This is a genomic window from Mycobacterium timonense (genome assembly GCF_025821985.1).
Classification (GTDB): Bacteria; Actinomycetota; Actinomycetes; order Mycobacteriales; family Mycobacteriaceae; genus Mycobacterium; species Mycobacterium avium.
In genome coordinates this window covers 144172-170746 of record NZ_JACKSY010000023.1, presented here as the reverse complement: position 1 = coordinate 170746, position 26575 = coordinate 144172, and the positions used below count along the sequence as shown (strand labels likewise).

Sequence of the window (26575 nt, the reverse complement as noted above, 5' to 3'; positions counted from 1 at the left end):
ACCCGCACAGCCTGATCGCCGGTCAGCTGCGCTACTGGGAAAGCGCGTTGGCGGGCATGCCCGAGCGGTTGGAATTGCCCACCGATCGGCCGTATCCGGTGGTGGCCGATTTCCGCGGCGCCAGTGTCGCGGTGGAGTGGCCGGCGCAGTTGCAGCAGCAAATATCGCGGTTGGCCGGCGCGCATAATGCCACCAGTTTCATGGTGGTGCAGGCCGCGTTGGCGGTGCTGCTGGCCAAGGTGAGCGCGAGTTCGGATGTGGCGGTGGGCTTTCCGATCGCTGGGCGGCGCGACCCGGCGCTGGATGACGTGGTGGGTTTTTTCGTCAACACCTTGGTGCTGCGGGTGGACGTCTCCGGTGATCCCACGGTGGCCGAGCTGCTGGCGCGGGTGCGGCAACGCAGCCTGGCTGCCTATGAGCATCAGGATGTGCCGTTCGAGGTGCTGGTGGAGCGGCTCAACCCGGCCCGCAGCCTGGCGCACCATCCGCTGGTGCAGGTGATGTTGGCCTGGCAGAACATCGAGCCCACCGAGCTGAGCCTGGGGCAGGTGCGGGTGATTCCGCTGCCGGTGGATACCCGCACCGCCCGGATGGATCTGGCCTGGTCGCTGGCCGAACGCTGGACACCCGATGGCTCCCCCGCCGGTATCGGGGGAGCGGTCGAATTCCGCACCGACGTGTTCGACACCGCCACGGTCGAGGCGTTGACCCAGCGACTGCGGCGGGTGCTGGCGGCCATGACCGCCGACCCCGGCCGCCGGTTGTCCTCGATCGACCTGCTCGACCCCGACGAGCACGCCCGCCTCGATGCCCTCGGCAACCGCGCAGCACTGACCCGACCGCAAAACCCGCCCACCTCCATCCCCGCGATGTTCGCCGCCCAGGTGGCGCGCACCCCGCACGCCGTGGCGCTGACCGCCAACGGTCGCTCGGTCACCTATCGTCGGCTTGAGGAACACGCAAACCAATTGGCGCACCAACTTATTCGTTACGGCGCAGGGCCGGGCCGCTGCGTGGCCGTGCTGCTGGAGCGTTCCGCCGAGGCCGTCGCGGCCATCCTGGGGGTGCTCAAGGCCGGGGCCGCCTACCTGCCCATCGACCCCGGCCTGCCCAGCGCGCGGATCGAGTTCATGCTCGCCGACGCCGCACCCGCGGCCGTGCTCACCAGCACCGAATTCCATTGCCGTCTAAAGGAGTACGACCAGACCGTCATCGACGTCGACGACCCGTCGATCCGGGAACAACCCGTCACCGCACCACCCGCACCCGCCCCGGACAATATCGCCTACCTCATCTACACCTCCGGCACCACCGGCGTCCCCAAAGGCGTCGCGGTCACCCACCGCAACGCCACCCAGCTGTTCGCGTCGCTGGGAGCCGCCGGCCTGCCCCAAAGGCGTCGCGGTCACCCACCGCAACGCCACCCAGCTGTTCGCGTCGCTGGGAGCCGCCGGCCTGCCCGCCGCACCCGGAAAGGTGTGGGGCCAGTGCCATTCGCTGGCCTTCGACTTCTCAGTGTGGGAGATCTTCGGCGCGCTGCTGCACGGCGGCCGGCTGCTGGTGGTGCCCGACGACGTGGTCCGCTCTTCGGAAGACCTATGCGCCTTGCTGATCGACGAACATGTCGACGTGCTCAGCCAAACGCCGTCGGCATTCGATGCGCTGCAGCGCGCCGACTCCGCCCGGCGGCTCAACCCGCAGACGGTGATCTTCGGGGGCGAAGCGCTGATCCCGCACCGGCTGGGCGGCTGGCTGGACGGGCATCCCGCACGCCCGCGGCTGATCAACATGTACGGCATCACCGAGACGACGGTGCACGCCTCGTTCCGGGAGATCGTCGACGGCGACATCGACGGCAACGTCAGCCCGATCGGAATGCCCTTGGCGCACTTGGGATTCTTCGTGCTGGATGGATGGCTGCGGCCGGTGCCTGCCGGTGTGACCGGCGAGCTGTACATCGCCGGCGCCGGGGTGGCCGCCGGCTATCTGGGCCGGCCCGGTCTGACGGCGTCAAGGTTCGTGGCCTGCCCGTTCGGCTGCGCCGGCGAGCGGATGTACCGCACCGGGGACCTGGTCCGGTGGGGCACCGACGGGCAGCTGCAATACCTGGGCCGGGCCGACGAGCAGGTCAAGATTCGCGGCTACCGCATCGAACTCGGCGAAATCCAGTCCGCCCTGGCCGAGTTGGATGGCGTCGAGCAGGCGGCGGTGATCGCCCGCGAGGACCGTCCCGGCGACAAGCGGCTGGTCGGCTACGTCACCGGGACCGCCGACCCGGCGCAGCTCCGCACCGCGCTGGCCGAACGGCTGCCCGCCTACCTGGTCCCCGCGGCCGTGGTCACGATCGACGCAATGCCGTTGACGCCCAACGGAAAACTCGACACCGGCGCCCTGCCCACCCCCGACTACCAAGGCGCCGACCAATACCACGCCCCGGCGAGCGCGGTCGAGCAGACCCTGGCCGACATCTACGCCCACGTCCTGGACGTGCGGCCGCCCCGGCTGGTCGGCGTCGACGACTCGTTCTTCGACCTGGGCGGCGACTCGCTGTCGGCCATGCGGCTGGTCGCGGAGGTCAACTCCCGCCTCGACGTCCACCTCGGCGTCCGGGCCCTGTTTGAGGCGCCCACCATTCGGCGGCTGGCCGCGCGGCTGGGGGCCGACGGGTCGGCGCGGGCGCCGCTGGTGGCCGCCGAGCGGCCGGCGGTGGTGCCGTTGTCGTTCGCCCAGTCGCGGCTGTGGTTCATCGGTCAGCTGCACGGGCCGTCGCCGGTGCACAACATGGCCATCGCGTTGCAGCTGCACGGGTGCCTCGACGCGGCGGCGTTCGGCGCGGCGCTGGCCGACGTGGTGGGCCGCCACGAGAGCCTGCGCACCCTGTTCCCCGCGCGCGAGGGCATACCTCAGCAGCTGGTGATCGAGGTCGACGAGGCCGACATCGGCTGGCAGGTCGTCGACGCCAGTGGCTGGTCGCCCACTCAGCTGGGCCGGGCTATCGAGACCGTGGTCAGCCACCCGTTCGACCTGGCTGCTGAAATTCCGTTGCGTGCAGTGCTTTTGCGGTGTGGTGTCGAGGAGCATTTGTTGGTGGCGGTGGTGCATCATATTGCCGCGGACGGGTGGTCGTTGACGCCGTTGGTGCGTGACTTNTGGCTGCTGAAATTCCGTTGCGTGCAGTGCTTTTGCGGTGTGGTGTCGAGGAGCATTTGTTGGTGGCGGTGGTGCATCATATTGCCGCGGACGGGTGGTCGTTGACGCCGTTGGTGCGTGACTTGGCGCGGGCGTATGCGAGTCGGTCGGCGGGGCGGGTCCCGGATTGGGTGCCGTTGCCGGTGCAGTATGTCGATTACACGTTGTGGCAGCGCGCCCAGTTCGGTGACCTCGACGACCCGCACAGCCTGATCGCCGGTCAGCTGCGCTACTGGGAAAGCGCGTTGGCGGGCATGCCCGAGCGGTTGGAATTGCCCACCGATCGGCCGTATCCGGTGGTGGCCGATTTCCGCGGCGCCAGCACCCGCACAGCCTGATCGCCGGTCAGCTGCGCTACTGGGAAAGCGCGTTGGCGGGCATGCCCGAGCGGTTGGAATTGCCCACCGATCGGCCGTATCCGGTGGTGGCCGATTTCCGCGGCGCCAGCGTGACCATTGATTGGCCGGCGCAGTTGCAGCAGCAAATATCGCAGTTGGCGCGGGCGCATAATGCCACCAGTTTCATGGTGGTGCAGGCTGCGTTGGCGGTGTTGCTGGCCAAGGTGAGCGTGAGTTCGGATGTGGCGGTGGGCTTTCCGATCGCTGGGCGGCGCGACCCGGCGCTGGATGACGTGGTGGGTTTTTTCGTCAACACCCTGGTGCTGCGGGTGGACGTCTCCGGTGATCCCACGGTGGCCGAGCTGCTGGCGCGGGTGCGGCAACGCAGCCTGGCTGCCTATGAGCATCAGGATGTGCCGTTCGAGGTGCTGGTGGAGCGACTCAACCCGGCCCGCAGCCTGGCGCACCATCCGCTGGTGCAGGTGATGTTGGCCTGGCAGAACATCGAGCCCACCGAGCTGAGCCTGGGGCAGGTGCGGGTGAGCCCGCTGCCGGTGGATACCCGCACCGCCCGGATGGATCTGGCCTGGTCGCTGGCCGAACGCTGGACATCCGACGGCTCCCCCGCCGGTATCGGGGGAGCCGTCGAATTCCGCACCGACGTGTTCGACACCGCCACCGTGGAGGCGCTGACCCAGCGGTTGCGGCGGGTGCTGGCGGCCATGACCGCCGACCCCGGCCGCCGGTTGTCCTCGATCGACCTGCTCGACCCCGACGAGCACGCCCGCCTCGACGCCCTCGGCAACCGCGCAGCACTGACCCGACCACAACACCCGCCCACCTCCATCCCGGAGGTATTCGCCACCCAGGTGGCGCGCACCCCGCACGCGGTGGCCGTCACTTGCGGGCGGCGTTCGTGGACCTACCGTGAACTGGACTCCTCGGCAAACCAATTGGCGCACCATCTTATTCGTTACGGCGCAGGGCCGGGCCGCTGCGTGGCCGTGCTGATGGAGCGTTCCGCCGAGGCCGTCGCGGCCATCCTGGGGGTGCTCAAGGCCGGGGCCGCCTACCTGCCCGTCGACCCCGGCCTGCCCAGCGCCCGGATCGAGTTCATGCTCGCCGACGCCGCACCCGCGGCCGTGCTCACCAGCACCGAATTCCATTGCCGCCTACAGCATTACCACCAGACCGTCATCGACGTCGACGACCCGTCGATCCCGGAACAACCCGTCACCGCACCACCCGCGCCCGCCCCGGACAATATCGCCTACCTCATCTACACCTCCGGCACCACCGGCGTCCCCAAAGGCGTCGCGGTCACCCACCGCAACGCCACCCAGCTGTTCGCGTCGCTGGGAGCCGCCGGCCTGCCCCAAAGGCGTCGCGGTCACCCACCGCAACGCCACCCAGCTGTTCGCGTCGCTGGGAGCCGCCGGCCTGCCCGCCGCACCCGGAAAGGTGTGGGGCCAGTGCCATTCGCTGGCCTTCGACTTCTCGGTGTGGGAGATCTTCGGCGCGCTCCTGCACGGCGGGCGGGTGGTGGTGGTGCCCGACGACGTGGTCCGCTCGCCAAAAGACCTGCACGCCTTGCTCGTTGCGGAACGCGTCGACATGTTGACCCAGACGCCGTCCGAGGTGGGCGTGCTCTCACCGGACGGTCTGGAGTCGACGACGCTGGCGGTCGCCGGCGAGGCCTGTCCGGTCGAGGTGGTGGACCGCTGGGCGCCCGGCCGGGTGATGATCAACGTCTACGGGCCCACCGAGACCACCATCGTCGCCGCCGTCAGCGCGCCGCTGACCCCCGGCCCCGAGGCGCCGCCGATCGGTGCGCCCGTGCCGGGGACCGCGCTGAGAGTGCTCGACGCACACCTGCGGCCGGTGCCTGCCGGTGTGGTCGGCGAGTTGTACGTGGCCGGCGCCGGGGTATCGACCGGCTATCTGGGCCGGCCCGGCCTGACGGCGGCGCGGTTCGTGGCCTGCGCGTTCGGCGGCGCCGGCGAGCGGATGTACCGCACCGGGGACCTGGCCCGGTGGGGCACCGACGGGCAGCTGCAATACCTGGGCCGGGCCGATCAGCAGGTCAAGATTCGCGGCTACCGCATCGAACTCGGCGAAATCCAGTCCGCCCTGGCCGAATTGGACGGCGTCGAGCAGGCGGCGGTGATCGCCCGCGAGGACCGCCCCGGCGACAAGCGGCTGGTCGCATACGTCACCGGGACCGCCGACCCGGCGCAGCTCCGCACCGCGCTGGCCGAACGGCTGCCCGGCTACATGGTGCCCGCCGCGGTGCTGGTGCTGGACGCGCTGCCGTTGACACCCAGCGGCAAACTCGACACCGGCGCCCTGCCCGCCCCCGACTACCAGGGCCCCGAGGACTACCTGGCCCCGGCCGGCGCGGTGGAGGAGATCCTGGCCTGGCTCTACGCCCAGGTGCTGGGGCTGCCGCGGCGGGTCGGGGTGCAGGAATCCTTCTTCGACCTGGGCGGCGACTCGCTGTCGGCCATGCGGCTGGTCGCAGCCATCTACAACGCGCTGGACATCCACCTGCCGGTGCGGGCCGTCTTCGAGGCGCCCTCGGTGCGCAGCCTGAGCCAGCGGCTGAACGCCGATCCCGCTGTGGCGCAAGGCCTTCGGGCCGACTTCGCATCGGTGCACGGCCGCGACGCCACCGAGGTGTACGCCAGCGACCTGACCCTGGACAAGTTCATCGACGCCGCGACGCTGTCCGCCGCACCCGCGCTGCCCGGCCCCGGCGCCGAGGTGCGCACCGTGCTGCTGACCGGCGCCACCGGCTTCGTGGGCCGCTACCTGGTGCTGCAATGGCTGGAACGCCTGGAACTGGCCGACGGGAAACTCATCTGTCTGGTGCGGGCCGCCTCGGACGACGACGCGCGGCGCCGCCTCGAGCGCACTTTCGACAGCGGCGATCCCGCCCTGCTGCGGTACTTCCACGAACTGGCCGCCGACCACCTCGAAGTCATCGCCGGCGACAAGGGCCGCGCCAACCTCGGCCTGGACGATCGGACCTGGCAGCGGCTGGCCGACACCGTCGACCTGATCGTCGACGCGGCGGCCGTCGTCAACGGCGTCCTGCCCTACCAGGAACTGTTCGGCCCCAACGTCGCCGGCACCGCCGAACTGATCCGGCTGGCGCTGTCCACCAGACTCAAGCCGTACAGCTACGTGTCGACCGCCAACGTCGGCGACCAGATCGAGCCGTCGGCGTTCACCGAGGACGCCGACATCCGGGTCGCCGGGCCGATCCGCACCATCGACGGCGGCTACGGCAACGGCTACGGCAACAGCAAGTGGGCCGGTGAGGTGTTGCTGCGCGAGGCGCACGACCTGTGCGGGCTGCCGGTCTCGGTGTTCCGCTGCGACATGATCCTGGCCGACACCAGCTACGCGGGCCAGCTCAACCTGTCGGACATGTTCACCCGGCTGCTGTTCAGCGTGGTGGCCAGCGGCGTGGCGCCGCGCTCGTTCTACCGGCTCGACGCGCACGGCAACCGGCAGCGCGCGCACTTCGACGCGCTGCCGGTCGAGTTCGTCGCCGAGGCGATCGCCACGCTGGGCGCCCAGGTGGGCCGGGACGCCGGCACCGCGTTCGCGACCTACCACGTGATGAACCCGCACGACGACGGCATCGGGCTCGACGAGTACGTCGACTGGCTGATCGAGGCGGGCTACCCGATCGAGCGGGTCGACGACTTCGACCAGTGGCTGCACCGGATGGAGACCGCGCTGCACGCCCTGCCGGAACGGCAGCGCCACCAGTCGGTGCTGCAGCTGCTGGCGCTGCGCAACGCCCGGCACGTGCCGCCGGCCGACCCGGCCCGCGGCTGCCTGGGGCCCACCGAGCGGTTCCGCGCCGCGGTGCAAGAAGCCAAAATCGGCGCCGACAACGACATCCCGCACATCACCGCCCCGGTCATCGTCAAATACGTGACCGACCTGCAATTGCTGGGCTTGCTCTGAAAGATATTGGGCCGCAAAGGCTCTGGTGATAGGCGCGCAGGCCGTCGTCGCCGCGCCCGGCGCTGGCTACCATGACCGTAGAACGCGACGGTCCCGCCAGTACCGAGGAGTGCTCACCCGATGCCCACAGCGCGCCTGCCCAAACTGCCCCTGGACGAAGCCAAGGCCGCCGCCGACGAAGCTGCCGTGCCCAACTACATGGCCGAGCTCAGCATCTTCCAGGTGCTGCTCAACCATCCGCCCCTGGCCCGTGCCATCAACGACCTGCTCGCCACCATGCTCTGGCACGGCGCGCTGGATTCCCGGTTGCGCGAATTGATCATCATGCGCATCGGCTGGCTCACCGGCTGCGACTACGAGTGGACGCAGCACTGGCGGGTCGCGTCCCGGCTCGGCGTGCCCGGCGACGATCTGCTCGGGGTGCGAGATTGGCGGAACTACCCGGGGTTTGGGCCCACCGAGCGGGCCGTGCTGGCCGCCACCGACGACGTGGTGCGCCACGGTTCGGTCAGCGCCGCCAGCTGGGCGCAGTGCGAGCACGAATTCAACGGGGACACAACGGTTCTCGTCGAGCTGGTCACGGTCATCGGCGCGTGGCGGATGGTCGCCTCGATCCTGCAGAGCCTCGAGGTGCCGTTGGAGGACGGGGTGGCGAGCTGGCCTCCGGACGGCCGGGAGCCCGCGAGCTGACGCCGAATCACCCACGGCCGTAACCGATTGACTTCTCTGTCAAGAGCTCTTAGCGTCGGGCAATGAGAACCAGGGTCGCCGAGTTGCTCGGCGTGGAATTCCCGATCTGCGCGTTCAGCCACTGCCGCGACGTGGTGGCCGCGGTGACCAATGCGGGTGGATTCGGCATCCTGGGCGCCACCGCGCACAGCCCGCAACGGCTGGACAACGAACTGAACTGGATCGAGCAGCAGACCGGCGGCAAGCCCTACGGCGTCGACCTGTTGCTACCACCCAAATACGTCGGCGCCGAGCAGGGCGGCATCGACGCCGGCCAGGCCCGCACCCTGCTGCCCGACGAGCACCGCGCGTTCGTCGACGACCTGCTGGCCCGCTACGGGGTGACCGCGCCCGCCGCGGACATCCGTGCCGGCGGCCTGAACATCTCGCCCAAGACCTACCAGCCGCTGCTCGACGTGGCCTTCGCCCACGACATCCGGCTCATCGCCTCCGCGCTCGGCCCGCCCCCGCCCGACCTCGTCGAACGCGCGCACGACCGCGACGTGCTGGTGGCCGCGCTGGCCGGCACCACCGCGCACGCCCAACGGCACGCCGCCGCCGGGGTGGACCTGATCGTCGCGCAGGGCACCGAGGCGGGCGGGCACACCGGTGAGGTGGCGACCATGGTCCTGGTGCCCGAAGTGGTCGACGCCGTCGCGCCGGTGCCGGTGCTGGCCGCGGGCGGCATCGCCCGCGGCCGCCAGATCGCGGCGGCCCTGGCGCTGGGCGCCGAGGGCGTGTGGTGCGGGTCGGTGTGGCTGACCACCGAGGAGGCCGAGACGGTGCCGGTGGTCAAGGAGAAGTTCCTGGCCGCCACTTCCTCCGACACCGTGCGGTCGCGCTCGATGACGGGCAAGCCGGCCCGGATGCTGCGCACCGCGTGGACCGACGAGTGGGACCGCCCGGAAAACCCCGACCCGCTGGGCATGCCGCTGCAGACCGCGCTGATCACCGAGCCGCAGCTGCGGATCAACGCCGCCGCCACCCAGCCGGGCGCCAAGGCCCGCGAGCTGGCCACCTACTTCGTCGGGCAGGTGGTGGGCTCGCTGGACCGGATCCGCCCCACCCGCGCGGTGGTGCTGGACATGGTCGAGGAGTTCATCGACACCGTCGGACGGCTCGACGGCCTGATCGAGAACTGATCGGCCATCGCCATCCGGCCAGGTCAGCGCAGGTAGCTGACCGAATGCTGTGGGCGCCCCCACGGAACGCGTAAAGAATCGCGGACACGCTGGCGGGGGATTTGACCGTGTCGGAGCGCTCGTGCATTATCGGTCGGGTAAGCACCTCGTTAGGTGAGGCGTCTACACGAATACAGGCCACTGACCCCGAACGTCGAAAGACGCCCCGGGTCAGGACAGCTCCTCCCGGCTTAAGGGTTGAGCCCAGGTGGCTTCCGGCTCGGATTGTCGTTCGGGCCAGGACACGTCGTGTGGTGTCAAAGCTCTGACGAGAGGGGTGCGGATTGCCGACGATCGTCGGGTTCTGCTCCTCATGCTGCGCGTAGATCGCATGCGACCCCGCATGCGCCGGGACCGCGAGGAGGTGAGGGACACATGAGTTCCAGTGACAGTCCGGACCGAAGTCCGAACCGTGTTTCGTCCCGACCCGGTCTCCGGCGCGACCCGCTCGGCTGAGCCGTCGCCAACGCGAAAACCCTTGCCGGCCAAGCGTTCTCCGAAGATCGGAACCAACCCCGGGACGGGACACGTCAGTCCCCGTAGTCCCCGTTGGAATTTCTCCGCCAGGAGGCGATCATGACCGCAGCTTTCTACGACGAAGTGGCCACCGTGGCGCCCGCCCCGACCCTGCGGGTGGTGCGCGACACCGACACCATCGCGGCCCCCGCGCCCAAGACTCGCCGGGGCAGCGGCGCGCCGTTCGGTGCCGGCGGCGACCCGCTGGTCGACGGCGCCGCCCGCCTGTTGAGCATCCCGCTGCGCCACGTGTACGCGGCGCTGTGGCGGGTCGGTGTGCTGGAAGTCCAGGCCTGAAAATGGACAGCGAACCTACACCGCTCCGAGGGGCTTCCCGGTCGCAGGCGACCCCTGAGACCAGGTAGCCCCTTGGAGCGGACCCGCGGTTGCGGGGTTTCGTAGAATCGTCGTACTGGCGTCGATCCGGCCATCACCGGGGAGCCTTCGGAAGAACGGCCGGCCCGGCGGGGCGGCTCAGTAGAACCGAACGGGTAGGCCCGTCACAGCCGCACTCGAGTGGCCACGCGAAAGCGCGGCAAGCGGGGTGGTACCGCGGCGCTCGCGCAGCCAGCGCGTCGTCGTCCCCGGTTTGCACCGTGGCACAGGAGACAACGCGCATCGTGACCGACAATCTCGGGTTCCAGGCTGACCGCGAGGCTCAGCCGGCGGATTCCGTGCAGACCTACCCGAAGCCGGCCGGCGGCGCGCCCGACTTCCCGGCGCTCGAGCTCGAGGTGCTCGACTACTGGGCCCGCGACGACACCTTCCGGGCCAGCATCGCCCGCCGCGACGGCGCCGAGGAATACGTGTTCTACGACGGGCCGCCGTTCGCCAACGGGCTGCCGCACTACGGCCACCTGCTCACCGGCTACGTCAAGGACATCGTCCCGCGCTACCGCACCATGCGCGGCAACAAGGTGGAGCGCCGCTTCGGCTGGGACACCCATGGGCTGCCGGCCGAACTGGAAGTGGAACGCCAGCTGGGCATCACCGACAAATCGCAGATCGACGACATGGGCATCGCCGCGTTCAACGACGCCTGCCGCGAATCGGTGTTGCGCTACACCGACGAGTGGCGGGCCTATGTGACCCGCCAGGCCCGCTGGGTCGATTTCGACCACGACTACAAGACGCTCGACCTGCCCTACATGGAGTCGGTGATCTGGGCGTTCAAGCAGCTCTGGGACAAGGGCCTGGCTTACGAGGGCTACCGGGTGCTGCCGTACTGCTGGCGCGACGAAACGCCGCTGTCCAACCACGAATTGCGGATGGACGACGACGTGTACCAGAGCCGGCAGGACCCGGCGCTGACGGTCGGGTTCAAGGTGGTGGGCGGCGAGCTGGACGGCGCGCACCTGTTGATCTGGACGACGACGCCGTGGACGCTGCCGTCCAACCTGGCCGTCGCCGTCCACCCGGAGGTGACCTATGTGCAGGTGCGCTCCGGTGACCGTCGTTTCGTGCTGGCCCAGCCGCGGCTGGCCGCCTACGCCCGCGAGCTGGGCCCCGAGCCCGAGATCCTGGGCAGCTACCGGGGCGCCGAGCTGCTGGGCACCCGGTACCTGCCGCCGTTCCCGTATTTCATGGACAGCCCCAACGCATTTCGGGTGCTGGCCGGCGAGTTCGTCACCACCGAGGACGGCACCGGGATCGTGCACCTGGCGCCGGCCTACGGCGAGGACGACATGGCCGTCGCCGACGCCGCGGGCATCGCCCCGGTCACGCCGGTCGACTCCAACGGACGCTTCGACGCCGCCGTCCCGGATTACCAGGGCCTCAACGTCTTCGACGCCAACCCGCAGATCATCCGGGACCTGAAGAACGGCAGCGGCGCCGCCGCGGCCAACGCGCCGGTGCTGCTGCGCCACGAAACCTACGAGCACCCTTACCCGCACTGCTGGCGCTGCCGCAACCCGCTGATCTATCGGGCGGTGTCGTCCTGGTTCGTGGCGGTCACCCGATTCCGGGACCGCATGGTCGAACTCAACCAGCAGATCACCTGGTATCCCGAACACGTCAAGGACGGCCAGTTCGGCAAGTGGCTGACCGGCGCCCGCGACTGGTCGATCTCACGAAACCGCTACTGGGGCACCCCGATTCCGGTGTGGAAGTCCGACGACCCGGCCTACCCGCGGATCGACGTGTACGGCAGCCTCGACGAACTCGAGCGCGACTTCGGGGTGCGGCCGGACAACCTGCACCGGCCCTACATCGACGAGCTGACCCGGCCCAACCCCGACGACCCGAGCGGTCGCAGCACCATGCGCCGCATCCCCGACGTGCTCGACGTCTGGTTCGACTCGGGGTCCATGCCGTACGCGCAGGTCCACTACCCGTTCGAGAACCGCGACTGGTTCGAGACGCATTACCCCGGCGACTTCATCGTCGAATACATCGGGCAGACCCGCGGCTGGTTCTACACCCTGCACGTGCTGGCCACCGCGCTGTTCGACCGGCCGGCGTTCAAAACCTGTGTGGCCCATGGCATCGTGCTGGGCTCCGACGGACAGAAGATGAGCAAGTCGCTGCGCAACTACCCCGACGTGTCGGAGGTGTTCGACCGCGACGGCTCCGATGCCATGCGCTGGTTCTTGATGGCCTCGCCGATCCTGCGCGGGGGCAATCTCATTGTCACCGAACAGGGCATCCGCGACGGTGTGCGCCAGGTGCTGCTGCCGTTCTGGAACGCCTACAGCTTCCTGGCCCTCTACGCGCCGAAAGTCGGTACCTGGCGCACGGATTCGACCCAGGTGCTGGACCGCTACATCCTGGCCAAGCTCGCCGAACTGCGCGACGACCTGACCCGGGAGATGGACGCCTGCGACATTTCGCGGGCCTGCGAGCAGCTGCGCCAGTTCACCGAGGCGCTGACGAACTGGTATGTGCGACGGTCGCGTTCGCGGTTCTGGAGCGAGGACGCCGACGCCATCGACACGCTGCACACCGTGCTGGAGGTGACCGCGCGGCTGGCCGCGCCGCTGCTGCCCTCGGTCACCGAGCTGGTCTGGCGCGGCCTGACCGGCGGACGCTCGGTGCATCTGACCGACTGGCCGCGCAGCGGCGAGCTGCCCGCCGACCCCGGCCTGGTCGCGGCGATGGACCAGGTTCGCGAGGTGTGCTCGGCCGCCTCCTCGCTGCGCAAGGCAAAGAAGCTGCGGGTGCGCCTGCCGCTGCCGAAACTGACTGTGGCGGTGGAGAATCCGCAACACCTGGCGCCGTTCGTCGACCTGATCGCCGACGAGCTCAACGTCAAGAGCGTCGAGTTGACCGACGCGATCGACACCTACGGCACCTTCGAGCTGACCGTCAACGCCCGGGTGGCCGGGCCGCGGCTGGGCAAAGACGTGCAGGCGGCCATCAAGGCCGTCAAGGCGGGGGAGGGCGTCGTCAACGCAGACGGCACCCTGACCGCCGGCCCGGCCGTGCTGCGGCCCGAGGAGTACAGCTCGCGGCTGGTGGCCGCCGACCCGGAATTCACCGCGGCCCTGCCGAATGGGGCCGGCCTGGTGGTCCTCGACGGCACCGTCACCCCGGAGCTCGAGGCCGAGGGCTGGGCCAAGGACCGGATCCGCGAATTGCAGGAGCTGCGCAAGTCGACCGGGCTGGACGTCTCCGACCGGATCAGCGTGGTGATATCGGTGCCCGCCGGGCGGGCCGAGTGGGCGCACACCCACCGCGACCTGATCGCCGGTGAAATCCTGGCCACCCGTTTCGAATTCGGGGAGCCGGCCGACCCCGTCGCGATCGGCGACGGCGTGCGGGTGAGCATCTCCAAAGTCTGAGCCGCGAAAGTGCAACTGGCGACGCATTTACCGAGTAACGGTGTCGGTAGATGCACTCTCGTCGGTTGTCGGAGCTGTGTGGCAGCCTCCGCCCATGGGCGAGGGGCAGCTGTTTGTGGGCACCGAGGCGCTGAGCGCAGGCGCGCTGACGGAGCGCGACCTGCGGCGCTCGTGCACGCGGATCTATCGCAACGTCTACCAGCGCGGTGCCGACTTCACCGCCAGCGACCGGGCGATAGCTGCCTGGCTGTGGTCAGGCAGGCGCGCGGTGGTCGCCGGCAACTCGGCGGCCGCGTTGCTGGGCGCGCAATGGGTCGATCCGCGCGCACCCGCCGAACTGATCACTGATCGCAAGCGGCCGCCGCCATTGATCGTCGCCCGCAATGAGACGTTGCTGCCTGACGAGATCACCGAAGTCCGCGGTGTGCCGGTGACGACGCCTGTGCGCACCGCGTACGACCTGGGACGGCGACCCGGCTTGGTGGCCGCGGTCATAGCGATCGATTCGTTGGCGAGGGCGACGGGGCTGACGACCGAGTGTGTCGAACCGCTCATGCGGGCCCACCGCGGCGCCAGAGGCGTGCGTCAGTTGCGACGGGTGCTGCCTCTCATCGATGCAGGGGCCGAGTCGCCGCAAGAGACCCGGACGAGGCTGGCGATCGTCGGCGCCGGATTGCCCAAACCCAGCACCCAGATCACGGTGCACAACGACTGGGGTTTCGTGCTGGCTCGCATCGATCTGGGGTGGGAGCAGTGGCGGGTGGGCGTCGAATACGACGGCGCCCAACACTGGACCGATCCGCGCATCCGCGCCAAGGACATCGACCGCGTCGCAGAATTGGAGCGCCGGGGTTGGCGGATCATCCGGGTGAGCGCGGACCTGTTGCGTAATCGGCCGGACGTCTTAGTGGGCAGGATCCGGGAGGCGCTGCGCGCGGCGGGCTGCCCGCTGTGAGCCGCGAAAGTGCAACCAGCGACGCGTTTCCCGAGAGGCTGCGTCGGTAGATGCACTCTCGCGGTCAGCCCGGGCCGCAGCAGGCCCGGGCAATAGCATCGATCGGGTGGAGTCCCGATGGGTGCTGCACCTGGACATGGACGCGTTCTTCGCGTCCGTCGAGCAGCTCACCCGCCCGACGCTGCGCGGGCGTCCGGTGCTGGTGGGTGGTTTGGGTGGTCGCGGCGTGGTGGCCGGCGCCAGCTACGAGGCGCGCGTGTTCGGCGCCCGCTCGGCCATGCCCATGCATCAGGCCAAGAGGCTGGTCGGCGTCTCCGCGGTGGTGTTGCCGCCGCGCGGCGTGGTCTATGGCGTGGCCAGCAGGAGGGTCTTCGACACCATCCGCGCCGTGGTGCCCGTCGTCGAGCAACTGTCCTTCGACGAGGGGTTCGGCGAGCCGGCCCAACTCGCCGGCGCGCCGGCTCAGGACGTCGAGGCGTTCTGCGAACAGTTGCGTCGACGGGTTCGTGAGCAGACCGGGCTGATCGCCTCGGTGGGTGCCGGCTCGGGCAAGCAGATCGCCAAGATCGCCTCCGGCCTGGCCAAACCGGACGGGGTCCGGGTGGTGCGCCGCGCCGAGGAACGCGAGCTGCTCGGCGGGTTGCCGGTGCGCCGGCTGTGGGGGATCGGGCCGGTCGCCGAGGAGAAGCTGCATCGGCTGGGCATCGAGACCATCGGCGAGCTGGCCGCGCTGACCGACGCCGAGGCCGCCAACATCCTGGGCGCCACCATCGGCCCCGCGCTGCACCGGTTGGCCCGCGGCATCGACGACCGGCCCGTCGCCGAACGCGCCGAAGCCAAACAGATCAGCTCCGAGTCGACCTTCGCCGCCGACCTGACCACTCTCGAGCAGCTGCGCGAGGCGATCGAACCGATCGCCGAGCACGCCCATCACCGCCTGCTGCGCGACGGCCGGGGCGCGCGCACCGTCACGGTCAAGCTGAAGAAGTCCGACATGAGCACGCTGACCCGCTCCGCGACCCTGCCCTACGCGACCACCGAGGCCGCCGCGCTAGTCGGCGTGGCCCGGCGGCTGCTGCTCGACCCGCGCGAGATCGGGCCGATCCGCCTGCTCGGGGTGGGGTTTTCCGGGCTGAGCGAGGTGCGTCAGGAGTCGCTGTTCCCGGACCTGGAAATGCCTGCGCCGCAATCGGATTCGCAGTCGGTCGAGACCGCGGCCGAGGCGATGTTCGGGCCCGGACACGACGCGGGCTGGCGGGTGGGCGACGACGTCGCCCACCCCGACCTGGGGCACGGCTGGGTGCAGGGCGCCGGGCACGGCGTGGTCACCGCCCGGTTCGAGACCCGCACCTCCGGCCCGGGCCCGGCCCGCACCTTCCCCGCCGACAGCGCCGAGCTGGTGCGCGCCAACCCGGTCGATTCGCTGGACTGGCCGGACTACGTCGAGGGCCTGCAGGAGTCGTCAGCCCCACCGGCCGAGGACGTCGGCGGCCGGTAGCCCGGCGGCCAGCGCGGCGATCAGCAGCACCCGGGCCTGCGGCGGCCGCAGCGTGGGCACCGGCACCGCCCCCGCGGCGGCCATCTCGTGCCCGGGCCCGTAGCTCGCGCCGACCCGCCCGCCGGGCACGCGGGTGGACACCGCGATCACCACCCCGGTGCCGCAGTGCCGGCGCACCGCGTCGACCACCGCCGGCCCGGCGTTACCCGAACCCAGCGCCTCGAGCACCACGGCCCGGGCCCCGGCGGCCACGCAGGCGTCCAGGGCCACCGCGTCGCTGCCCAGATACGCCGCGACGATGTCGGCCCGCGGGGCCGCGGCGGCACCCAGGTCACCGAGGTAGGGCCGGGTTTTCGGGCCGGTCAGCGCGACATCGCCGGCGACCGTGCCCACCAGCCGGCCGGCGAAGCCGCTCAAGTCCTCGGTGGCCACCTTGGACAGGCCCAGCGGCTGTAGCACCCGGCCGGCGAAACACAGCAGCACGCCCAGACCGCGGGCGGCCGGATGCGCGGCCACCGCCAGGGCGTCGCGCACGTTGCCCGGACCGTCCGCGTCCGGCGCGTCGGCGCTGCGCATCGCGCCGGTCAACACCACCGGGGCCGGCCCGTCGTAGGTCAGATCGAGCCACAGCGCGGTCTCCTCCATGGTGTCGGTGCCGTGCAGGATCACCACGCCGTCGGCGCCGCCGTCCAGCGCCGCCGTCACCGCGCCGCGCATCCGATCCCAGTCGGCCAGGGTCAGCTCCGAGCTGTCCACCGCCAGCAGGTCGACCACCTCGACGTCGTGATCGGCGCGGAACGGGGCCGTCAGATCCGCCCCGCTGTAGCAGGGCCGGTGCACCCCGTCGGCGCCGGTGCCGGTCGATATGGTGCCCCCGGTGGCGATCACGGTGAGGCGGGCCATGGGGGAATCATCGCGCATCGCCGCCGCCCGCACGTCGCCGGTCTACGGACGCGGTAGGGGATGATATGAGCGTGCCTGAACAACCAACGGGATCGACCGCGCCGCAGGACCGGCCGCCGCGACGGCTGCGTCTGCTGCTGTCGGTCGCCGCGACAGTCCTGGCCCTGGACATCGTCACCAAGGTGCTGGCCGTCAAGCTGTTGCCGCCCGGCCAGCCGGTGCCGATCATCGGCGACACGGTGACCTGGACGCTGGTTCGCAACTCCGGGGCCGCCTTCTCGATGGCGACCGGCTACACCTGGGTGCTGACCCTGATCGCGACCGGCGTGGTGGTCGGCATCTTCTGGATGGGACGACGGCTGGTGTCGCCCTGGTGGGCGGTGGGCCTGGGCATGATCCTGGGCGGCGCGATGGGCAACCTGGTCGACCGCTTCTTCCGGGCCCCCGGGCCGCTGCGCGGCCACGTGGTGGACTTCCTGTCGGTCGGCTGGTGGCCGGTGTTCAACGTCGCCGACCCCTCGGTGGTCGGCGGGGCCATCCTGCTGGTCGTGCTGTCGATCTTCGGCTACGACTTCGACACCGTCGGTCGACGGAAAAAGGCCGACCAGAGCCGTGACTGAGCGCTCGATGCCGGTCCCGGAGGGACTGGCGGGCATGCGCGTCGACGCCGGGCTGGCCCGCCTGCTGGGACTGTCCCGCAGCGCGGCGGCGGCCCTGGCCGAGGACGGCGGTGTCGAACTGGACGGGGTGCCGGCCGGCAAATCCGATCGGCTGACCGGCGGGGCGTGGCTGCACGTGCGCCTGCCCGAGGCGCCGGCGCCGCCGCAGAACACCCCGGTCGACATCGAGGGCATGACCATCCTGTACTCCGACGACGACATCGTCGCCGTCGACAAGCCCGCCGCGGTGGCCGCGCACGCGTCGGTGGGCTGGACCGGACCCACGGTGCTCGGCGGCCTGGCCGCCGCCGGTTACCGGATCACCACCTCGGGGGTGCCCGAACGGCAGGGCATCGTGCACCGCCTCGACGTCGGCACCTCCGGGGTGATGGTGGTGGCGCTGTCCGAGCGCGCCTACACCGTGCTCAAGCGGGCGTTCAAACAACGCACCGTCGACAAGCGCTATCACGCGCTGGTGCAAGGACATCCGGACCCGTCCAGCGGCACCATCGACGCCCCGATCGGGCGGCACCGCGGCGGCGAGTGGAAGTTCGCGGTCACCAAGGACGGCCGGCACAGCCTCACCCACTACGACACCGTGGAGGCCTTCGTCGCCGCCAGCCTGCTCGACGTGCACCTGGAAACCGGCCGCACCCACCAGATCCGGGTGCACTTCTCCGCGCTGCATCACCCGTGCTGCGGCGACCTGGTCTACGGCGCCGACCCCAAGCTCGCGAAAAAGCTTGGGCTGCAACGCCAATGGCTGCACGCGCGGTCGCTGTCGTTCGCGCACCCGGCCGACGGCCGGCGGATGGAGATCGTCAGCCCCTACCCGCCGGATCTGCAGCACGCGCTCGACGTGCTGCGCGACGAAGGCTGATCACTCCGGTTTGCGGGCCTCGACGAGCACCCGAGTCGGGTGCGCGACGAACGGGCCTTGGGACTCAATGCGCTCGTGCAGTTCGGCCAGCCGCTCGCGGTAGCGCGCCACGGAGAAGTCCGGCACCGTCCAGATCACCTTGCGCAGGAAGTACACGACGGCGCCGATGTCGAAGAATTCGGCCCGCAACCGCTCCATGCGCACCTCGACCACCCGCAGGCCCGCCGCCGCCACCTGCGCGCGCACCGCGTCGGGGTGAAACTCGGCCCACTTCTCCGGTTGCGGCCCGATGAAGTACTCAACCAGCTCGCCCATGGTGGCGGGCCCGATGTGCTGGGCGAAGTAGCTGCCGCCGGGCCGCAGCACCCGCGCGATCTCGGACCACCACACCGAGACCGGGTGCCGGCTGGTCACCAGGTCGAAGGCGTGGTCGGCGAACGGCAGCGGCGGCTCGTCGCGCACCGCCACCACCACCGCGCCGAGCGGATGCAGCCGCGCGGTCGCCAGCGCGGCGTTGGGCGGCCAGGTCTCGATGGCCGCCATGGTGGGCGGGAAGGGGCCCGCCCCGGCCAGCACCTCGCCGCCGCCGGTGTGAATGTCCAGCGCCGCCGACGCCGTCGACAACCGGTCGCGCAGCAGGCGCTGGTAGCCCCACGACAGCCGCTCCTCGGTGGCACGGCCGTCCAGCCAGGAGAAATCCCAGCCGTCGACCGGGGCGGCCTCGGCTTCGGCGATCAGATCCTCGAACGTGCGCCGCATGCCAGGCATGCTAGGCGCGACGCTCAGACCGTCGCCTTCGCCTCGCCGGTCGCGATCTCCGGCGCCAGCGGCGCTATCGCCCCCAGGATCTCGCTCACCGTCTCCGACGGCACGCCGGCGGCGGTCAGCGCGTCGGCCAAATGCCCGGCCACCAAACCGAAGTGGTGCATCGTGATGCCGCGGCCCTGGTGCACCTGCTTCATCGGCGCCCCGGTGTAGGGGTGCGGCCCGCCCAGCGCGGCAGCGAAGAACTCCACCTGTTTGCCCTTGAGCCGGTTCATGTTGGTGCCGGTGAAAAATCCGGACAGTTGCTCGTCGGCGAGCACCCGAACGTAGAAGTCCTCGACCACCACCTCGAGCGCCTCGTGCCCGCCGATCCGGTCGTAGATGCTGGCCGGCTCGGCCTTGCGGAAGCGCGCCAGAATTTTCATGACCACGATTGGAACATCGCGGCGTTGCCCGTCAGTTAGGGCGCGGTCACACCCGGATTGCTCTGTGTAACAAGCGGATTGCCCACACCTGGCGGTCGGCCTAAGGGAACGGTGAGAGACCGCGTCGGGGCGCATGACCGCAATCCGCATCGACGCGGGGCGCTTTTGTCCTAGGTTGGCGTCATGACGCACGTCACATCAGTTGCGCGAGGGCGGGGGAGCCGAAGCCGATGAACCTTGGTGACCTGACGAACCTGGTGGAAAAGCCCCTCGCGGCGGTCTCCAACATCATCAACACCCCGAACTCGGCCGGGCGATACCGGCCGTTCTATCTGCGGAACCTGCTGGACGCGGTGCAGGGCCGCACCCTCGAGGAGGCCGTTGACGCCAAGACCGTGCTGATCACCGGCGCCTCCTCGGGCATCGGTGAGGCCGCCGCCAAGAAGATCGCCGAGGCGGGCGGTGTCGTGGCGCTGGTGGCCCGCACCCGGGAGAACCTGGAGAAGGTCGCCTCCGAAATCCGGGAGAACGGTGGCAGCGCCCACGTGTACCCGTGCGACCTGTCCGACATGGACGCCATCGCCGCGATGGCCGATCGGGTGCTCGACGATCTGGGCGGCGTCGACATCCTGATCAACAACGCGGGCCGCTCGATCCGGCGCTCGCTGGAGCTGTCCTACGACCGCATCCACGACTACCAGCGCACCATGCAGTTGAATTACCTGGGCGCGGTGCAGCTCATCCTCAAGTTCATCCCCGGCATGCGCGAGCGCGGCTTCGGCCAGATCATCAACGTGTCGTCGGTCGGGGTGCAGACCCGCGCGCCGCGGTTCGGGGCGTACATCGCCAGCAAGGCTGCGCTGGACAGCCTGTGCGACGCGCTGCAGGCCGAAGTCGTCAACGACAACGTCAAATTCACCACCGTGCACATGGCGCTGGTGCGCACCCCGATGATCAGCCCGACCACGTTGTACGACAAGTTCCCGGCGCTGACGCCCGAGCAGGCGGCCGGGGTGATCGCCGACGCGATCGTGCACCGGCCGCGGCGGGCCAGCTCGCCGTTCGGGCAGTTCGCCGCCGTCGCCGACGCGGTCAACCCGGCCGTGATGGACCGGGTGCGCAACCGGGCGTTCGCCATGTTCGGCGACTCCAGCGCCGCCAAGGGCGATGAATCCGCAACCGACGCAACCGAATTCGACGCGCGCAGCGAAACGTTCGTGCGGGCGACCAGAGGGATACATTGGTGAGACGATGAGCCTTCCCAAACCCGACATCGCGACCACCGTCGTCATCACCGGCGCCTCGTCCGGCATCGGCGCCGAACTGGCGCGCGGCCTGGCCCGCCGTGGCTTCCCGCTGCTGCTGGTCGCCCGGCGCCGTGAGCGGCTCGACGATCTCGCCAACGAGGTGGGCGGGCAGTACTCGGTCGGCGTCGAGGTGCTGCCGCTGGACCTCGGCGACTCGAAGGCCCGTGCCCGGTTGGCCGGCCGGCTGCGCAGCGAATCGATCGCCGGGTTGTGCAACAGCGCGGGCTTCGGCACCAGCGGGGTCTTCCACGAGCTGCCGGTGCAGCGCGAGAGCGAAGAGGTCACCCTCAACGCGCTGGCGCTGATGGAGCTGACGCACGCGACGCTGCCCGGCATGGTGTCGCGGGGGGCGGGCGCGGTGCTGAACATCGCGTCGATCGCGGGTTTTCAGCCGGTTCCCTACATGGCCGTCTACTCGGCGACCAAGGCGTTCGTGCAGACGTTCTCCGAGGCCGTGCACGAGGAGCTGCACGGCAGCGGGGTGTCGGTCACCTGTCTGTGTCCGGGGCCGGTGCCCACCGAGTGGGCCGAGATCGCCAACGCCGAGCGGTTCAGCATCCCGATCGCGCAGGTCTCGCCGCGGGACGTGGCCGAGGCGGCGATCGGCGGCATGCTCACCGGCCGTCGCACCGTGGTGCCGGGCGTGGTGCCCAAGGTGGTCAGCACAGGCGGCCGCTTCGCCCCGCGCAGCCTGCTGCTGCCGGGCATCCGGATCGGCAACCGGTTCCGCGGCGGGCCCAAGCGCTGAGTGTCGCCGAGCGCCACGCCAGCGTGGTGTTCGGTGCCGAGCGTCACGCCAGCGTGGGGTGGACGCGGGGGGAGCGAGGAGGAAACTCATGGCCGCCGTGGAGATGACCGCCGAGGTGCCGATGAGCCCGCAGCAGATGTGGGACCGGGTGTCCGACCTGTCGGAGCTGGGCGACTGGCTGGTGCTGCACGAGGCCTGGCGCGGCGAACTGCCCGACGAGCTGGGCGAGGGCACCCAGGTTGTGGGGGTGGCCCGCGCCAAGGGCTTTCGCAATCGGGTGACCTGGACGGTGACCATCTGGGAACCGCCGCACCGGGTGGCGATGACGGGCTCGGGCAAGGGCGGGACCAAGTACGCCGTCTCGCTGACCGTGCGGCCCACCGGCGACGGCTCAACCCTCGGCCTGCGGCTCGAGCTGGGCGGTCGGGCGCTGTTCGGGCCGGTCGGATCGGCCGCCGCGCGCGCCGTCAAGGGCGACGTGCAGAGGTCGCTGCGCAACTTCGTCGAGCTCTACGGATAAAACCCAACACACGGACCCGACACGCCCGAAACCCGTCGGTCCTCGGTCATAGACTGGCGTCCCTATGAACCACTCGTCCTTCGTGCACCTGCACAACCACACCGAGTATTCGATGCTGGACGGTGCCGCGAAGATCACCCCGATGCTCGCCGAGGTGGAGCGGCTGGGCATGCCCGCGGTCGGGATGACCGACCACGGAAACATGTTCGGCGCCAGCGAGTTCTACAACGCCGCCACCAAGGCCGGGATCAAGCCGATCATCGGCGTGGAGGCCTACATCGCGCCGGGCTCCCGGTTCGACACCCGGCGGATCCTGTGGGGGGATCCCAGCCAGAAGGCCGACGACGTGTCCGGCAGCGGCTCCTACACGCACCTGACCATGGTGGCCGAGAACGCGGCCGGCCTGCGCAACCTGTTCAAGCTGTCCTCGCTGGCTTCGTTCGAGGGCCAGCTGGGCAAGTGGTCGCGGATGGACGCCGAGCTGATCGCCGAACACGCCGACGGCATCATCGCCACCACCGGCTGCCCCTCCGGGGAGGTGCAGACCCGGCTGCGGCTGGGCCAGGACCGCGAGGCGCTCGAGTCGGCGGCCAAGTGGCGCGAGATCTTCGGCGCCGACAACTTCTTCCTCGAGCTGATGGACCACGGCCTGTCCATCGAGCAGCGGGTCCGCGACGGCCTGCTGGAGATCGGCCGCAAGCTGAACATCCCGCCGCTGGCCACCAACGACTGCCACTACGTCACCCGCGACGCCGCGCACAACCACGAGGCGCTGCTGTGCGTGCAGACCGGCAAGACGCTCTCGGATCCCAACCGGTTCAAGTTCGACGGTGACGGCTACTACCTCAAGTCGGCCGCCGAGATGCGCCAGATCTGGGACGCCGAGGTGCCCGGCGCGTGCGACTCCACCCTGTTGATCGCCGAACGGGTGCAGTCCTACGCGGAGGTGTGGACGCCGCGCGACCGGATGCCGGTCTTCCCGGTGCCCGACGGTCACGACCAGGCCAGCTGGCTGCACCACGAGGTGATGGCCGGGCTGCGGCGGCGGTTCCCGGACGGGGTCGGCCAGGACTACATCGACCGGGCCGAATACGAGATCAAGGTCATCTGCGACAAGGGTTTTCCGTCCTACTTCCTGATCGTCGCCGACCTGATCAACTACGCCCGCTCGGTCGACATCCGGGTGGGGCCCGGGCGTGGCTCGGCGGCCGGCTCCCTGGTGGCCTACGCGTTGGGCATCACCAACATCGACCCGATTCCGCACGGCCTGCTGTTCGAGCGGTTCCTCAACCCGGAGCGGCCGTCGGCGCCCGACATCGACATCGACTTCGACGACCGTCGCCGCGGCGAGATGGTGCGCTACGCCGCCGACAAGTGGGGCTCCGACCGGGTCGCCCAGGTAATCACCTTCGGCACCATCAAAACCAAAGCGGCGCTGAAGGATTCGGCGCGCATCCACTACGGTCAACCGGGCTTCGCGATCGCCGACCGGATCACCAAGGCGCTGCCGCCGCCGATCATGGCCAAGGACATCCCGCTGTCCGGCATCACCGACCCCAGCCACGAGCGGTACAAGGAAGCCGCCGAGGTGCGCGGCCTGATCGAGACCGACCCCGACGTGCGCACCATCTACCAGACCGCCCGCGGCCTGGAGGGTTTGATCCGCAACGCCGGCGTGCACGCGTGCGCGGTGATCATGAGCAGCGAGCCGCTGACCGAGGCCATCCCGCTGTGGAAGCGGCCGCAGGACGGGGCCATCATCACCGGCTGGGACTACCCGTCGTGCGAGGCCATCGGCCTGCTGAAGATGGACTTCCTGGGCCTGCGCAACCTGACGATCATCGGCGACGCCCTGGACAACATCAAGGCCAACCGGGGAATCGATCTCGACCTGGAGTCGGTGCCACTGGACGACAAGGCCACCTACGAGCTGCTGGGCCGCGGCGACACGCTGGGGGTGTTCCAGCTCGACGGCGGCCCGATGCGCGACCTGCTGCGCCGCATGCAGCCCACGGAGTTCAACGACATCGTGGCGGTGCTGGCGCTGTACCGTCCCGGGCCGATGGGGATGAACGCCCACAACGACTACGCCGACCGCAAGAACGGCCGCCAGCCGATCAAGCCGATCCACCCGGAGCTCGAGGAGCCGCTGCGCGAAATCCTCTCCGAGACTTACGGTTTGATCGTCTACCAAGAGCAGATCATGTTCATCGCCCAGAAGGTGGCCTCCTACACCATGGGCAAGGCCGACGCGCTGCGCAAGGCGATGGGCAAGAAGAAGCTCGAGGTGCTCGAGGCCGAGTACAAGGGCTTCTACGAGGGCATGACCGCCAACGGGTTCTCCGAGAAGGCGGTAAAAGCCTTGTGGGACACCATTCTTCCGTTCGCGGGGTATGCGTTCAACAAGTCGCACGCCGCTGGCTACGGGCTGGTGTCGTACTGGACCGCGTATCTAAAGGCCAACTATCCGGCCGAGTACATGGCCGGCCTGCTGACCTCGGTGGGCGACGACAAGGACAAGGCCGCGGTCTATCTGGCCGACTGCCGCAAGCTGGGCATCACCGTGTTGCCGCCGGACGTCAACGAGTCCCTGGTCAACTTCGCCTCGGTCGGCCAGGACATCCGCTTCGGGTTGGGCGCGGTGCGCAACGTCGGCGCCAACGTGGTCGGTTCGCTGATCAAGACCCGCAACGAGAAGGGCAAGTTCACCGACTTCTCCGACTACCTGAACAAGATCGACATCTCGGCCTGCAACAAGAAGGTGACCGAGTCGCTGATCAAGGCCGGCGCGTTCGACTCGCTCAAGCACGCGCGCAAGGGCCTCTTCCTGGTACACACCGATGCGGTCGATTCGGTGCTGGGAACCAAGAAGGCCGAGGCGATGGGCCAGTTCGACCTGTTCGGCGGCGACGGCGGCTGCACCGAGTCGGTGTTCACCATCAAGGTGCCCGACGACGAGTGGGAGGACAAGCACAAGCTCGCGCTGGAGCGGGAGATGCTGGGGCTCTACGTGTCCGGGCATCCGCTCAACGGGGTGGCGCATCTGCTGGCCGCGCAGGTGGACACCCAGATCCCGGCCATCCTGGACGGCGACGTGCCCAACGAGACCCAGGTGCGGGTCGGCGGCATCCTGGCGTCGGTCAACCGGCGGGTCAACAAGAACGGGATGCCTTGGGCGTCAGCGCAATTGGAGGACCTCACCGGTGGCATCGAGGTGATGTTCTTCCCGCACGCCTACTCCACCTACGGCGCCGACATCGCCGACGACGCCGTGGTGCTGATCAACGCCAAGGTGGCGATCCGTGACGACCGGATCGCGCTGATCGCCAATGAGCTTGTGGTGCCGGACTTTTCCACTGCCCAGGTGGACCGGCCGCTGGCGGTCAGCCTGCCGACGCGGCAGTGCACCATCGACAAGGTCACCGCGCTCAAGCAGGTGCTGGCCCGTCATCCGGGGACCTCGCAGGTGCATCTGCGGCTGATCAGCGGCGACCGGATCACCACGTTGGAGCTGGACCCGTCGCTGCGGGTGACGCCGTCGCCGGCGTTGATGGGCGACCTCAAAGAGCTGCTCGGCCCCGGCTGCCTCGGCGGGTAGCGGGTCTTCGGCGCGCCGAGCGTGAAGTTAGTTTCACGCTCGGCCGCGACCGTGAAGCTAATTTCACGCTCGCCGCGCGGCAGGCGCGGGGCTCGCCGCGCGGCAGGCGCGGGGCCAGGCGCGGGGCCGCCGCGCTCGCCGCGCCCCCGGCGCCTACGTGGGCTGCACCCGCACGATGACGCTGTCCGGCCACACCCCGCGATCGCGGGCCCGGCGCAGCTTCTCACGCAGGCACAGATCCCGGTGCACGTTCGTCACGCCGGGAATCTTGAGCAGCGGCACGATATTCCACTGCCAGCCGTACCGCCGGTGCAGCAGGCGGTTGGCGCGCTCGGCGTCGGCGCCGGAAAGGATCGTGGCGCGCCCCGCCAGGGTCGTCGCGCCCGGGCGGACCCGGCCGCGGTAGTCGCAGGCGGCCAGCTCCACGCCGGCATGCGCGGCGAGCCGGCGGGTCTTGGGACCGACCTTGGTGCGAAACAACACGCCGTCGTCGTCGACGGCGAACCAGATCGGGGTGTCGACGGGAGTGCCGTCGCGGCGGAAAGACCGCAGCAGCGCGTAGCGGTCGGTGTGCAACTCGGCGAAGGATCGATGCGGCATG

At 69.9% G+C, this 26575-nt stretch carries 16 protein-coding genes, 2 pseudogenes and 1 riboswitch; of the genes and pseudogenes, 14 read left to right on the top strand and 4 right to left on the bottom strand.

What is annotated here, in order from left to right; translation table 11 throughout:
- The 8 genes and pseudogenes from H7I87_RS29315 to H7I87_RS07910 form a co-directional block, all read left to right on the top strand.
- Positions 1-3147, top strand: a pseudogene (locus H7I87_RS29315) (non-ribosomal peptide synthetase); the annotation flags it as partial.
- Between the two features lie 122 nt (positions 3148-3269).
- Positions 3270-7508 (top strand): annotated as a pseudogene (locus H7I87_RS29310) (non-ribosomal peptide synthetase family protein); the annotation flags it as partial.
- A 120-nt stretch (positions 7509-7628) separates the two neighbouring features.
- Entirely contained in the window at positions 7629-8198 is a 570-nt protein-coding gene (locus H7I87_RS07935) for a carboxymuconolactone decarboxylase family protein (RefSeq protein WP_003876151.1), read from the top strand.
- 62 nt (positions 8199-8260) lie between these two features.
- Positions 8261-9379: an NAD(P)H-dependent flavin oxidoreductase gene (locus H7I87_RS07930; protein WP_009977456.1), complete on the top strand. Its 1119-nt coding sequence runs from the start codon at positions 8261-8263 to the stop codon at positions 9377-9379.
- A gap of 138 nt (positions 9380-9517) precedes the next feature.
- Positions 9518-9702, top strand: a riboswitch (M-box (ykoK) riboswitch).
- A gap of 292 nt (positions 9703-9994) precedes the next feature.
- Positions 9995-10231 carry an Rv1535 family protein gene (locus H7I87_RS07925; protein ID WP_009977455.1) on the top strand — a complete coding sequence of 79 codons (237 nt, stop codon included), beginning with the start codon at positions 9995-9997 and terminating at the stop codon, positions 10229-10231.
- Between the two features lie 377 nt (positions 10232-10608).
- Entirely contained in the window at positions 10609-13716 is a 3108-nt protein-coding gene (ileS, locus tag H7I87_RS07920; RefSeq protein WP_033727064.1) for an isoleucine--tRNA ligase, read from the top strand.
- Positions 13717-13810: 94 nt separating this feature from the next.
- Complete coding sequence (locus tag H7I87_RS07915) at positions 13811-14671, top strand: PDDEXK-like endonuclease domain-containing protein (RefSeq protein WP_033720050.1); 861 nt, start codon at positions 13811-13813, stop codon at positions 14669-14671.
- A gap of 106 nt (positions 14672-14777) precedes the next feature.
- Complete coding sequence (locus tag H7I87_RS07910; protein ID WP_003877694.1) at positions 14778-16169, top strand: DNA polymerase IV; 1392 nt, start codon at positions 14778-14780, stop codon at positions 16167-16169.
- Here H7I87_RS07910 and H7I87_RS07905 read toward each other — a convergent pair.
- Entirely contained in the window at positions 16134-17090 is a 957-nt protein-coding gene (locus tag H7I87_RS07905; RefSeq protein WP_031354162.1) for an asparaginase, read from the bottom strand. The genes H7I87_RS07910 and H7I87_RS07905 overlap by 36 nt on opposite strands.
- Before the next feature lie 53 nt (positions 17091-17143).
- Between H7I87_RS07905 and lspA the strand changes: the two genes are divergently transcribed.
- Both lspA and H7I87_RS07895 read left to right on the top strand, forming a co-directional pair.
- Complete coding sequence (gene lspA / locus H7I87_RS07900; protein WP_370445535.1) at positions 17144-17692, top strand: signal peptidase II; 549 nt, start codon at positions 17144-17146, stop codon at positions 17690-17692.
- Positions 17685-18611, top strand: coding sequence for an RluA family pseudouridine synthase (locus tag H7I87_RS07895; protein ID WP_033720049.1), 927 nt, complete (start codon positions 17685-17687; stop codon positions 18609-18611). The genes lspA and H7I87_RS07895 overlap by 8 nt, the downstream gene beginning before the upstream one ends.
- Here H7I87_RS07895 and H7I87_RS07890 read toward each other — a convergent pair whose 3' ends face one another.
- On the bottom strand, positions 18612-19370 hold the full coding sequence (locus H7I87_RS07890) for a methyltransferase domain-containing protein (protein WP_033727062.1): 759 nt from the start codon (positions 19368-19370) through the stop codon (positions 18612-18614).
- 23 nt (positions 19371-19393) lie between these two features.
- On the bottom strand, positions 19394-19801 hold the full coding sequence (locus H7I87_RS07885; RefSeq protein ID WP_009977448.1) for a group I truncated hemoglobin: 408 nt from the start codon (positions 19799-19801) through the stop codon (positions 19394-19396).
- A 230-nt stretch (positions 19802-20031) separates the two neighbouring features.
- On the opposite strand from H7I87_RS07885, the gene H7I87_RS07880 reads away from it, so the two are divergent.
- From H7I87_RS07880 to dnaE, 4 genes are all read left to right on the top strand, one after another.
- A complete protein-coding gene (locus H7I87_RS07880) occupies positions 20032-21048 on the top strand; it encodes an SDR family NAD(P)-dependent oxidoreductase (RefSeq protein ID WP_009977446.1) in 1017 nt (338 codons plus the stop codon).
- A 4-nt stretch (positions 21049-21052) separates the two neighbouring features.
- Positions 21053-21856, top strand: a complete 804-nt coding sequence (locus H7I87_RS07875) for an SDR family NAD(P)-dependent oxidoreductase (protein ID WP_023861784.1) — start codon at positions 21053-21055, stop codon at positions 21854-21856.
- A gap of 88 nt (positions 21857-21944) precedes the next feature.
- The gene (locus H7I87_RS07870) at positions 21945-22376 is read left to right on the top strand and encodes a type II toxin-antitoxin system Rv0910 family toxin (protein ID WP_023861783.1); all 432 of its coding nucleotides are present in this window, start codon (positions 21945-21947) and stop codon (positions 22374-22376) included.
- A 64-nt stretch (positions 22377-22440) separates the two neighbouring features.
- Positions 22441-25974 carry a DNA polymerase III subunit alpha gene (dnaE, locus tag H7I87_RS07865; RefSeq protein WP_033727061.1) on the top strand — a complete coding sequence of 1178 codons (3534 nt, stop codon included), beginning with the start codon at positions 22441-22443 and terminating at the stop codon, positions 25972-25974.
- Between the two features lie 153 nt (positions 25975-26127).
- Here the strand turns inward: dnaE and H7I87_RS07860 are convergent, their stop codons facing one another.
- A complete protein-coding gene (locus H7I87_RS07860; protein ID WP_023885629.1) occupies positions 26128-26574 on the bottom strand; it encodes a PPOX class F420-dependent oxidoreductase in 447 nt (148 codons plus the stop codon).
- Between the last annotated feature and the right edge of the window lies 1 nt (position 26575).